The sequence below is a fragment of the Bacillus sp. 22190 genome (assembly GCF_052045575.1).
Taxonomy (GTDB): domain Bacteria; phylum Bacillota; class Bacilli; order Bacillales; family Bacillaceae; genus Bacillus; species Bacillus altitudinis.
The window spans coordinates 325,632-336,847 of the sequence record NZ_JBQEPF010000004.1; the positions used below are offsets into that span (position 1 = coordinate 325,632).

The following is an 11,216-nucleotide window of genomic DNA, read 5'->3' on the forward strand; positions in this document are numbered from 1 at the left end:
AATTGATGAGCATGGCATCAGGATTTGGCGTATCTGCAAATCCAACAAAAGCAAATCACAAAATCGGAGAGGATAAGGTTGTACGAATTGGTAACATCGTCAATATGTATGGAGCGCGCAAAGCTGAAAAGCCCTTCCTTATTGGAGGGGATTTTCTCTGATATTTTATTCAATACCATCTGCTATATACTAGGGTTCTCATTATTAGTCTTATTGACTTTGTCATGGTATTTTTTTAAAACTTTTGTATTTAAATCACTTATTTCGGAAAAATGCCATTCAAACGTTGTAATAATTCTATGAAGTTCAAATAACATTTTCTCTATTTCATCAACATTGTTCTTATCTAATGAATCAAAACTATTTAATATATTATCTAATTCTTTAGTTAACATCGTGAAATCCTCAAGGTTTTCGTATTGTTCATCTAAATCTTCTTCTTTGACAATGTTAGTACGTGCATTAAGATTACCTAGTATGTCTAATATTCCTTCTAATTTCTTATACATATAAATACCCCCCTATTATTTATAGCCCTTAACAAATCGTCCAAGTGCTTTTTTAGTCTTGTCAGTGTTTAAAGTACCATCTAAATTCAGAACGTACTTCACATTCCCTGTCTTATCAATTATCTCTAAATGGTCCTTATGTAATGCGTCGAGATAAAGTCCATAACCCTTTTTCAGATATTGATTATCAGTTCTCTTATCTACCTTATAAATTGATTGTCCGTCGTACTTTACTTTTGTTTTTGTTAAGGAATTACTTATTGATTTTCCAAATGACATATCAAAAAACTCATTCATATTTGAGACTGGTTTAACAGTAGACTTAGCCGTATTCTTAATCTTTTTAGCTGTTTTTTCACCTTTCAGCATTTTAAAAAGATACTTTCCAACTTTAGCGATTTTAGCCCCTGGTATCATGTACAAGCTTGATACTAGACGGTCCATTTCAGCGACTTTGTCACCTGTTACAGGGTCTCTCCCTGTGATGACTCGAATTGCATCATTTATTCCTGTAAATTCAACCGCCGTATTTAAGATGTTTGAGGTTTGTTCACCCGTTTTCAAGTCAGAAATCTTTGTGATGCTTTCAATATTCACTTTGTTTTGATCCGATATTCGTAACCGATATAGCATTCCATCTCGAATAACTTCAACTGTTTTGGCATTTGCGAAGTCAATCTTTTCATTTGTATTATATACTTTTCCATTTACGAACACGGCGTTTTGATTGATTTTATTAGATGGTTTCCTATTTACAACCGTATCCACATTTGAGTGTTCTTTTTCATTCAGCTTTTTTAGCATGACCATCATCGGGTTTTCATCGGGATTGTCTATTTTTTTATTCAATCCACTGATGGTGCTGCTGATTTTTTTGTCTTCCTCATCTTTGAGAATGGAGTCTTTTTGATAGCTGGTGATTCCGATTTTCGGGCCAGTAAACATCTTGCCTAGAGTGTCTATGTATTCCTTCATTGTTTGGATGGAGCTCTTGGTTTCATTCTGTCAAAGGCGTGGAGCGTTCCGATGGTTTTTGAGATGTTCATCCATGCTTTTTGGTAGCTGGCTTGAAAAGCGGACTCGTCCACACTTGGTAAATCAATGATATGGCTGACTTTGCCGATGGCGCTGTTAGCATCTGACACGATATCAGAAACGACCCGTTCGGCATTTTTTAAACCTTGATCAAGCTCATGTTCGAGAAATGATTGTGAGATAAAGCCATTTTCATTTGATTTAAATGCGTGAAGTGCATTCTTTATCTTTTGGAGTGCGGAACTGTATTCTTCAATCGTGATTTGAAAGAATTGCAAAAAAGGGATATGACACTCTGCATAAAAGGCTCGGATCGCTTCTCCAGCTTCACCCTTTAGTGCGCCATCTAATGAAATGATTTGATTGATTTGACTTTCAAGGGATTTCATATGTTGTGATTGTTGTTTTAACTGTGTCAGGGTTTGATCAATTCCATGATGCAAAGCCTGAACATCTAACGTTTTCATGGCATTCTCCTTTAATGCTTGGTTACAATCATTAGCGATTTTACCATTATACGGAGATTGATTGGGGGATAAATACTGAAATTCCGTCAAAATGAAACGATTTACATAGGTGATAAAGACTAGAAGTTGGAATAACGAGTTTAGAATAGTTAGAGGATGTGTGCATTCTCACAAAAGTCTTGCTGCCGATGGCATTTATGGTCCGAAGACTCAAGCAAAACTCGAAGCACTCTTGAAGTAAACAGAGAAGCCCTTCCTTATTGGAGGGGCTTTTTTGTTTGTCTTTATTCAGTTCGATGCTTCATTTTATTGATCGTCCTAAAAGATGCTTCAACGCCAATGAAAACGACAAAGAAAATTATAATCCAACTAACTAAGTCTGCCCAAATATTGGACATGTTAATAACACCAAATTTACTTAATCCCGATTGAATTACAAAGGAGATTAAAGCAGTTATAAACACAGACAGAAACCAATTTGTTTTTTTCAATTAAACCACTTCCTTTCAAAAATTAAAGGAATTTGCAAACATACTTGGTTGTTTTATTTTCGTTCTTGTAACGTTTGCAAAATTCGTGACCACCCATATCCAAGAGTTTTTTTCCTAGCCACGCAAGACCCGCACCAGCTAACACTTTGGCTGCCCAAATCAATAGAGGTGCAACCATAGTTGTGATTTCACCTTTTTGTTTTGCGGCTGATTGGTCTTCATAAACCTTTTCTGCATCATCCCCAACCAATGACTCTAAATGATTTTTGATTTCTAGTGCGATGTCTTTTGGCAATCCAACCTTGATAACTTTGGATTCATCAAAAGAAAAAGTTTTATCTAGTTCATTGTATGCAGCAGCTTCGAAAATAGCCTGTGCAATTCTTTGTTGTTTTTGAGGGTCCCATTGTTCTTTGGCTGATGCTTGACCAAAAGAAGAAGTGATTCCAAGAGTCACAATAAGTGTTAATACAAGTGTAAGTTTTACATTTAGCTTACGCAATAAACCGTTCATACTAAACATCCTCCCCCTAAAAGTATTGTCCCACACCTGTATGGTAACAATTAACAGGTTTTATTTTCCATGCTTTTTATAAAAATGGTAAAAAAATACTAAATGAAAATCCCGCCGTTTGTGACGAGATTGTGAAATGTTCTTATTTAAACCGCCATTCTCTTTTCTCCTTATCCCACGTTAACTCCTTGCGAGAAACTAAGTTTTTAACAGCCTTACGAATCGTCGGCTCATCCCTACCCGTTTTCCTTTTTAGCTCATAGATCGTGGGATTCTTACGGAACCGGGATATAAAAAATCCGTATATTTCAATGATTTACTTACTTCTTTATCAAACCACTATTACTCATGTATTACTCACACGGCTCCTTTGCAGGAGCTCTTTTTTTGTTCTTTTTTGCGGTTTTTTTGCGGTGTGCTGTAAATCTTTGTATGTAATAATAAATGTAATATAAGGGAAATTTGTGGAAGGAGAGTACAGGATGGAGAAAGTTCTTTCTTCACATGTTGGTGTGAAAATAAATGAATGGTATAAAATGATTCGGCAATTCAGTGTTCCAGATGCTGAGATTATGAAAGCTGAGGTAGAAGAAGAAATTGAACAAATGGAAGAGGATCAAGATCTGCTCATTTATTATCAATTGATGTGTTTTCGCCATCAAATTATGCTAGATTACATTCAGCCAGTAGACTTTAATAAAAACAGACCTTCAATTTCAACCCTCCTAAATCAGATAGAATCTTCTCAAGAAAAGCTCACCGGAATGTTAGAGTATTACAATTTATTTTTTACAGGTATGTACGAGTTTAGTAATAAAGAATATGTAGAAGCAATAAAGTATTATAGAAAAGCTGAAAATAAACTTGATGTCGTCACTGACGAAATTGAAAAAGCTGAATTCCACTATAAAGTAGCCGAAGCCTATTACATTATGAAACAAACACATGTCTCTATGCACCACATATTGAAAGCAATGAAGATATACGAACAATATGATTTGTATAAAGTGAGGAAAATCCAATGTTCATTTGTCATTGCAGGTAACTATGATGATATGAAATATAGTGAGAAGGCCCTTCCTCATTTAGAGAAATCGTTGAAGATGGCAGAGGAAACAAAAAACAATAGGCTGATCTCATCCGCATATTATAATCTTGCTGATTGCTATGAATGCTTGGGGAATACAGATCAGGCAATTTATTTTTGTGAAAAGGCTGTTCAAATCAACGAAAATGAGCGGTACGACAACTTACCACATTCACTTTATTTTCTGTCGTCCTTATTAATGAAGAAAGGCGACTATAAACAAGGAAAGGATATTCTTGATTATGGTCTTTCTATTTCTATTCAATATCAGGATGAGTTATACAAACAATTGTTCCACTTTATCAAAGCTCTATATGTTGATAAAGTTAATGTTGACCAAATTAAACAGGTCTTTCATTTCTTAGATGAGAACAAAATTTATGCTTACTTAGAAGAGCTGTCTTATGATGTGGCGGTTATGTTCAAATCTAAAGATGATCATGAAGCAGCAAATGAATTCTTAATGAAGATGTTGGACACACAAACAAAAATTCTGAAAGGAGACTGTCTGTATGAGTATTAAAAAAGTTGTTTTTTGTGCTTTGGCAGTCATTGTTCTAGCTTCTGCAGCTGGTATTCCATCACAATCAAAAAGTGATAACGGTAGCATTGAAATTGCTTCAAGAAAACAAACATAAAAGCCTCCTAAAAAGGAGGCTTTTATGGGGACGGATTGGGGACCAACCCTTTCAGTTTTGTTCAGAAATGAAAATTTTTAATCAGAAAGGGTCATCATAGAACCTTATTAAATCAGTCTTTTTCAGAGAACGTCTGTTTGCTTCAGATAAGGACATTCTCCTTGACAGGGTAGAGGTCGCTGGTTCGAGCCCAGTCGGAATCATATGAAAAGACGTTGATACAGAGCCATTCTCGAGATAATCGAGAGTGGCTTTTGTATTTCTTAGAACAAAAAGGTAACATTACCATAATAAAAACCAAACTGGAATTTAGTGTGGTCAAATTTAAAATTCCATCCATTTGATCAGCAATCTGTTGGCTTGTTGAAGGTAGTACATGAGCATATGTTTGAAGTGTTACTTTTATACTTTTATGTCCCAGTCTTTCACTCACTGCTTTAACAGGTGCGCCATTCAATAATAAGATCGTTGCACAAGTGTGTCTCAGATCATGAAATCGTATCTTGGTAACGTCTGATTCCTCTATTGCAGGGTTCATTATTCTGTTTCGTATGTTAGATGGGTTCATTGGTGTTCCATAAAGTGTACAGAATATCAAATCCTGATCTTTGTATATATCAGCGTACTTTTCTTTTTCTTCTTCTTGTTTAGTTCTATGTTCTTTTTTTAGAGCTTTATCGATTTTCAAAGGTTAATATATCTGTTGTATTCTTTTTTGAGTCTTCAAATACTTATCTCCAGTTTTCTCTAGTTGCTTTTAGCATTATGTAACTCCTTTTTAGAATTTCTCAGTTTAATTTTAGGGAAGATGGGGGAGAGAGGCGCCTACATATAAATGATGGTAATACAAAGACCTTCAAATGAAGGCCATTAATTGAATTTCTTTTTTAATCCATCCATCATATCCGCAGCATAAAAAGATTGTAAAAGTTCATCTACATTGATCTTTTTGTTCTTCTTGCTTAGAAATTGATCAATGATCTTTTCATATTCTTCTCTAGTGTTTCCTTCAATATCTGAAAGGTTTAATTCTTCACCGAAGTGTCTAATGAACGCTGTCCTTGTTATATCATATGCCTTTTTGTTTTCTTCTTCACAGGTGCAAAATGCTCCTGAGAGAGTGATGAGGAATTGAACGTCTTCATCGTCTAAACCATTGGTTTTTTGGAACTGAATGAATTGATTTTGTGACATATATAGTCACCATCCTTTTATCTCACATTAATATAAGTGATCATTTGTCTATCTAATTTTTCATTTATCTGATTGAATTCATCTTTTACTTCATTACTGAATTCAACAATATTGCATTCAATTTCTTTTAATTGTACTGAAAGTTCATGAATAGCTTTTAGAATTTGTTCGGCTTCAGCCATATAGCCTCACCTCTAAACTTTGTATTGGTTTTCCTTTTCAATTCGCTCCAAAGATCCCTCAATCTTGTCTAGGGTCTTAAGTTGCCTGTCATGTTCCTCTTTGATTAACTTCAGCGTTGATGTGATTTCTTCAGTTGTTTTCATTGCAGATTTAATTTCTTTTATATCTAGTTTGATTTCATCTGTTATTTCTAAGATTTTTACAATTAACTTAGGGGCAATATCTTTCAATTTAAAACATCTCTGGCCATTGCAGTTTTGTTTAATAAAAGGCGAAACTAACCCTTATCTTTCTTATTTAGGTGGTCTTTGATTACTTTTTCAAGTCCATTAATTTGTTTGAGGGCATACACTAGAATATCGTCTTTTTCATCATCTTCAATAGCTTGATCATCAATCTCTTTTTAGTGAACGTCTTCGCCTCTGAGGAGATAGTCAGTTGTAACTTCAAAGAAGTCGGCAATTTTAATCAATGTATCATAATCTGGTTGTCTATATCCTCTTTCATAATTCGCATAAGTTGCTCTATGAATACCTTTTTTTCTGCCATTTGCTCCTGGGTTAATTTTTTAGTTTTTCTAAGTTGTATCAAGCGAACTTCAAACATACACACACCTCATTTCAAATTCATTATAACGATTCGAATTGTAACAAACAATTACGTTATATCAGAAACAAAAAACTCCTATATCAAAAAAACATCGGCAATGTTTCTTAATATAATATTGAATAAAATGATTACATACGAAAATTTGATATGAAACAAATCGAGAGTGAGGTGATCAAATTGAACCATATCACAATCGTTCAAACCAAATTCAATACACAGGAAATTAACAATCTTTATTCAGCAATCATTGTTAAAGATAGGGGAATGTGATGGACAAATCGTTTTAGCTGAAATCACTCAACGAACTGATGGTAACTACGATGAGGGAACGATCTGGTATATAGGAAGAAACGTCCCATATGCAGACTTAGAAACGCTTGCTGAGGTCGTTACGCATCTATTGAAGCTGGGAAGTCTTAACCGATTTGAGGATGTTAGAACCGAAGAAGGGTGTTTTTTATGTCCCATTTGACTAGGTTAGTCTCGTGGGGTTTTTCTATGCCATCATTTAATAATCCTCCCCTTCTGCCGATAATTTTGTTGAGGTGATTTTGAATGAATTGTGAAAATTGTATGAGACAAATTGATAAGGAAACATTGGAAGATAGGCTTTTAAATTGGAATGGGAAAGATTTAATAAATTATATAAAAACTCACTTCTCTTTTGATAGCCATTCTGGGAATCTCCAGGAAAATATTGAGATACTTAGATCGATCGATAAGGTAGTTTTGGAGACTGCTTTAGCTAGAGTAAAAGGATTTGAAAAAATATACGAAAACAAACATATTTTATTCTTTATAAGTGGATTGTTAACTGCTACTGTTCCAGCAATAACTTCATTCTCTACATCAGAATGGAAAGTCCGTGTGATGATAACTCTTTGTGCCACTTTATTTTCAGTATCGACTTTAATGATTTTCAAAAAAGCGATAAGCAAAGATAACTATATCGCATCATCAGTGTTGTCATTTCGAGAAATGTTAGAACAAGCTTTAGAAGCAAAGACGGAAAAGGAAAGTGACTAACTCTCTTCCTCCCCCCTGTTTCTAATCGAAGGCTTTAAGTAGGCTCGCACTCAAAATCACTGTCTTTTTTCCGATATTATCCATGAGGTGACTATAAGTGAGAAGCACACTGAAGGAAAATAAAGAAATTAAGGAATTTAGAAAACAGAAGTTTACTAAGCAAAATTTAAAGCATAATTTGGTGGAGTTGAGTTCACGTGGGCTTATTGTTTACATAACAGAGAACTTCCCTAGAGATGGTCAAGATTATCTCGAACATAAAAAGAAGATGATGATTCTAAAATCATTAGATACGGAAGATATATCAGCCGCTATCGCTCGAATGGATAGGATTAATCATGTTAATGATCAAAAAAGATTCTTCTTCTTTATTGGAGCAATGTCAACAATTATCGCTGTTGCTCTTGGTAACATTCTTGGGAATATAGAATTCGATCCCAATGCATCCAGTTTAGACAATGCTGCAACTATTGTAATGATATGCATTATTCCAATTTTCATCTATCTAATGTTTTCTTGGGCAGTGATAATGGACAGTATCAACAAAGCAACAGTTTATTATTTTAAAGATTTGCTTATCCAAGCCAAAGATGAGAAAAAGAATGATATTGAAATTGTTTAGGCTCTCCCCTGCTTTTTTTTTATACTGGGTTTACTTCATCGTAAATTGCAGTATTACAAAGGGAGTAGTTTTAACCGACACCCTATCAGTATGATAGGAACACTATGACGGTCACCACTATCATTTTAAATGAGAGTATTAAGCTGCCTAAGTTTAACTTAGGAGGGGAGCTAGATCACATAGTTTTAACCTACAGTGGAGATCTCATAAATACCTACCGTCATTTAAAATGACATCAGCTTATATGAAAACGCATTTTTGCGTTCAGTCGTTTAAAACTACGATATTCTTTCCATTCAATCTAAATCCCCTGTATAATTAAGGAAAATTAATTAGGAGGATTAAAAGTGAAGGTTCTTAGATTTGAATATGAGAAAAATAGATTTAAATTATATGCGATGTTTATGGACGATATTTCAACCATGAGAGATGATGATATTCAAAGAGATATGCTAAATAAGAGTAAAAATATAGTTAAAGCTGGTCTGGGCTTTGAGGGCTATTTGAACCAAGAATATTTTTCAACATACGAAGAAACCAATTCTGTGTATTGCTCATATACGTTTTGAAAGGATAACAAGACAAGAAACTAAGAACGTGAGTTAGACGAAGCTAAGACTATGGATCATGATGAATTGAATGAGGATTTATTATTAACCCATGTTTTCATAGAAGAAAATGGATGTTGGAGGATTGTCAGTAAATGCTCAAATCAAAATTAATTGTTTGGACTTTTATCATTGTGACTGGATTCTATATGCTCAGAAGTATATGGAACATTGCTGTATTTCCAGATAAGAAATGGACAGATTACGCAGGACAGGTTTTGATTGTAGTTTTTGGAAGTATGGTGAATGGTTTAATCGCTGCATTCTTTATGTACGCAGCAGCTATGTTAGTGAAATATATTAATGGTGATAAAGCTTAAAACAGGTGTATAAGAAGGTAACATTTTTTTCGGTTTTTAAAAAATACGAAGGAACACCAGAGGATACAGAAGGGTAAGGAAAGCTTATGTATCAAGGTTTATAAGTGAATATAGGATATCGGTGATAATCACAGGATTCTACATATCTACCTTGATAGGTTCGAGCACAGTCGGAATCATCGTTTAAACCCTTGCTTAGCAAGGGTTTCTTTGTTATTTCAGTAACGAATATTTGTTTAGTTTCTTTTGATTGAGCCGAACTTAATCCACCAGATTGTTTGTCAGTATTCTTTAGTAACAAAACGATTAAATTGTTCAGCAGTGTTAATTTTTAATTTATTTGTAGAATGACCATATTAATATGTAAGATTGTTTTAGCGCTAGCATGTCCGGCTTTAATGCTCTCATCAGCCCCCAATAAGGAGTTCGATCATTGTATGTCTTAAAAATTAAAAATGAGATAGGGGAGTTACCCTCCTATCTCATTTTTAAAACCAACCTTGATATTTGCCTGTCCAAGCACCATCAACCTCTTTTGCATCTTTTAGGAGGAAAGAGACAAATGATTGCTTCTTTTTGTGTATTGGCTTTTAGATGAATAGTGTTCAGCTCAGCTTGAGGAGTTTTTATCTTTTGACTCTTGTTGCTGTCTGCACTAGAATTTGAAGCGGATGCAGAAGATGTAGAAAGAAGTAAAGCAATGGATAATGCGGAACAAGTTATAACTTTTTTTAATCTCATTTAAAACACTCCCTAGTTTAATTTGACATCCTTAATTATCCTATATTTTATAAAAAATTCAAGGGTATTTTTGTAAAAAAACGAATGGTTTTCAGAGTTAGATAGATTATAAGAAAATTTCAAGGAGTGATAGGATGAAATCTATACAATTGCGTTTACTGCAAAGGATCGATCAGAAACAAGTCCGAAATGCTCTGATCAAGGAGCTAAAGGTTTACAAATCCTTAAATTCCTTATAATCATCAGGGGATTTAAGCTTAAAGATGAGCGGGAAAAGACGTTAAAGATTAATTTAAAAGATGAATGTGCTTTTCTATTCGAGTTCGTCTAGTTTAACTTCTATAGACATACTAATAGAATGAATACTTCAGCAAAGAAAACATATATTAATAGAGACGTTCATGTTGGACAAATTTATGTATCAAGCGTTGCTGGAACTTTATCTCATGCCAAGCTTATGGCAGTCACTGAATGAAAACGTTATAATTCAAACTAGTGATAGACTGAAACATGACATAACTCTTGAAAGGATGATTGTGGTGGTAAAAACAGATAAAGTCTCCTCCTGAATACATGAAATTACATTCAGGAGGAGATAAAAAATGTTTAAACAAATAGATGAAAATTATCTGAGAAAAGAGCACTTTCATCATTATATGACGGTAACCCGATGCTCATATAGTCTGGTGATCGATCTAGACATCACGAAATTGTATGCAATATTAAAAGAAAAAAGGCTAGATTCAATGCAAATTACCTGAAGACAAAAGGTATTCTCATGGAAATCTAGAAGGTGAAGGCAGACTGAAATGAGTCTGCCTTTTAGTTTTGTGATGATAAAGACATGTGCCAAAGGTTTATTGATGTACAATGGTTCTTTTTGCGGTTTCTTTTCGGTGTCTTGTAAATTTCTGTATGTCATAATAAATGTAATATAAGGCAATCTTGTGGAAGGGGAGTAAGGGGATGGAGAAGGTCCTTTCTTCACATGTTGGTGTGAAAATAAATGAATGGTATAAAATGATTCGTTAATTTAGTGTTTCAGATGCAGAGATTTTGAAAGCTGAGGTAGAACAAGAAATTGAACGAATGGAAGAAGACCAGGATTTACTGATTTACTATCAATTGATGTGCTTTCGTCATCAGCTTATGCTTGATTATATTAAACCCTC

Annotated in this window: 15 protein-coding genes and 3 pseudogenes; 9 read left to right on the forward strand and 9 right to left on the reverse strand. The window is 34.2% G+C overall.

From position 1 onward, the window contains the following. The first annotated feature begins 5 nt into the window (after nt 1-5). On the forward strand, nt 6-161 hold the full coding sequence (locus ACTJKA_RS08200; protein WP_265154100.1) for a hypothetical protein: 156 nt from the start codon (nt 6-8) through the stop codon (nt 159-161). A 21-nt stretch (nt 162-182) separates the two neighbouring features. Here the strand turns inward: ACTJKA_RS08200 and ACTJKA_RS08205 are convergent, their stop codons facing one another. From ACTJKA_RS08205 to ACTJKA_RS08215, 3 genes and pseudogenes are all read right to left on the reverse strand, one after another. Beyond that, nucleotides 183-509: a hypothetical protein gene (locus ACTJKA_RS08205; RefSeq protein ID WP_265154101.1), complete on the reverse strand. Its 327-nt coding sequence runs from the start codon at nt 507-509 to the stop codon at nt 183-185. A gap of 15 nt (nt 510-524) precedes the next feature. Next, nucleotides 525-2,011 (reverse strand): annotated as a pseudogene (locus ACTJKA_RS08210) (T7SS effector LXG polymorphic toxin). 513 nt (nt 2,012-2,524) lie between these two features. After that, complete coding sequence (locus tag ACTJKA_RS08215; protein WP_265154104.1) at nt 2,525-3,016, reverse strand: hypothetical protein; 492 nt, start codon at nt 3,014-3,016, stop codon at nt 2,525-2,527. A 482-nt stretch (nt 3,017-3,498) separates the two neighbouring features. Here ACTJKA_RS08215 and ACTJKA_RS08220 point away from each other — a divergent pair, with 482 nt between their 5' ends. Both ACTJKA_RS08220 and ACTJKA_RS08225 read left to right on the forward strand, forming a co-directional pair. Beyond that, the gene (locus tag ACTJKA_RS08220; RefSeq protein WP_265154105.1) at nt 3,499-4,626 is read left to right on the forward strand and encodes a tetratricopeptide repeat protein; all 1,128 of its coding nucleotides are present in this window, start codon (nt 3,499-3,501) and stop codon (nt 4,624-4,626) included. After that, the gene (locus tag ACTJKA_RS08225; RefSeq protein ID WP_265154106.1) at nt 4,616-4,741 is read left to right on the forward strand and encodes a hypothetical protein; all 126 of its coding nucleotides are present in this window, start codon (nt 4,616-4,618) and stop codon (nt 4,739-4,741) included. Before ACTJKA_RS08220 ends, ACTJKA_RS08225 begins: the two co-directional genes overlap by 11 nt. A gap of 142 nt (nt 4,742-4,883) precedes the next feature. On the opposite strand, the gene ACTJKA_RS08230 is transcribed toward ACTJKA_RS08225, so the two are convergent. The 5 genes from ACTJKA_RS08230 to ACTJKA_RS08250 form a co-directional block, all read right to left on the reverse strand. Next, nucleotides 4,884-5,429: a tyrosine-type recombinase/integrase gene (locus ACTJKA_RS08230; RefSeq protein WP_265154107.1), complete on the reverse strand. Its 546-nt coding sequence runs from the start codon at nt 5,427-5,429 to the stop codon at nt 4,884-4,886. A 182-nt stretch (nt 5,430-5,611) separates the two neighbouring features. Then, on the reverse strand, nt 5,612-5,935 hold the full coding sequence (locus ACTJKA_RS08235; RefSeq protein ID WP_265154108.1) for a hypothetical protein: 324 nt from the start codon (nt 5,933-5,935) through the stop codon (nt 5,612-5,614). Nucleotides 5,936-5,952: 17 nt separating this feature from the next. Further along, nucleotides 5,953-6,117: a hypothetical protein gene (locus tag ACTJKA_RS08240; RefSeq protein ID WP_265154109.1), complete on the reverse strand. Its 165-nt coding sequence runs from the start codon at nt 6,115-6,117 to the stop codon at nt 5,953-5,955. 12 nt (nt 6,118-6,129) lie between these two features. Then, nucleotides 6,130-6,348, reverse strand: a complete 219-nt coding sequence (locus tag ACTJKA_RS08245) for a hypothetical protein (RefSeq protein WP_265154110.1) — start codon at nt 6,346-6,348, stop codon at nt 6,130-6,132. 173 nt (nt 6,349-6,521) lie between these two features. Beyond that, nucleotides 6,522-6,683, reverse strand: a complete 162-nt coding sequence (locus tag ACTJKA_RS08250; RefSeq protein WP_320443019.1) for a helix-turn-helix domain-containing protein — start codon at nt 6,681-6,683, stop codon at nt 6,522-6,524. A gap of 599 nt (nt 6,684-7,282) precedes the next feature. Between ACTJKA_RS08250 and ACTJKA_RS08255 the strand changes: the two genes are divergently transcribed. The 4 genes from ACTJKA_RS08255 (at nt 7,283) to ACTJKA_RS08270 (ending at nt 9,303) form a co-directional block, all read left to right on the forward strand. Further along, complete coding sequence (locus tag ACTJKA_RS08255) at nt 7,283-7,753, forward strand: hypothetical protein (protein WP_268357713.1); 471 nt, start codon at nt 7,283-7,285, stop codon at nt 7,751-7,753. Between the two features lie 97 nt (nt 7,754-7,850). Then, entirely contained in the window at nt 7,851-8,375 is a 525-nt protein-coding gene (locus tag ACTJKA_RS08260) for a hypothetical protein (protein WP_265154113.1), read from the forward strand. Nucleotides 8,376-8,722: 347 nt separating this feature from the next. Beyond that, on the forward strand, nt 8,723-8,944 hold the full coding sequence (locus ACTJKA_RS08265; protein ID WP_268357714.1) for a hypothetical protein: 222 nt from the start codon (nt 8,723-8,725) through the stop codon (nt 8,942-8,944). A 134-nt stretch (nt 8,945-9,078) separates the two neighbouring features. Continuing rightward, complete coding sequence (locus ACTJKA_RS08270) at nt 9,079-9,303, forward strand: hypothetical protein (protein WP_265154115.1); 225 nt, start codon at nt 9,079-9,081, stop codon at nt 9,301-9,303. Between the two features lie 525 nt (nt 9,304-9,828). Here the strand turns inward: ACTJKA_RS08270 and ACTJKA_RS08275 are convergent. Next, nucleotides 9,829-10,044: a hypothetical protein gene (locus tag ACTJKA_RS08275; protein ID WP_265154116.1), complete on the reverse strand. Its 216-nt coding sequence runs from the start codon at nt 10,042-10,044 to the stop codon at nt 9,829-9,831. Between the two features lie 602 nt (nt 10,045-10,646). Here ACTJKA_RS08275 and ACTJKA_RS08280 point away from each other — a divergent pair. Both ACTJKA_RS08280 and ACTJKA_RS08285 read left to right on the forward strand, forming a co-directional pair. Continuing rightward, nucleotides 10,647-10,784, forward strand: a pseudogene (locus ACTJKA_RS08280) (CatA-like O-acetyltransferase); the annotation flags it as partial. A 226-nt stretch (nt 10,785-11,010) separates the two neighbouring features. Then, nucleotides 11,011-11,216: pseudogene (locus tag ACTJKA_RS08285) on the forward strand (aspartate phosphatase); the annotation flags it as partial.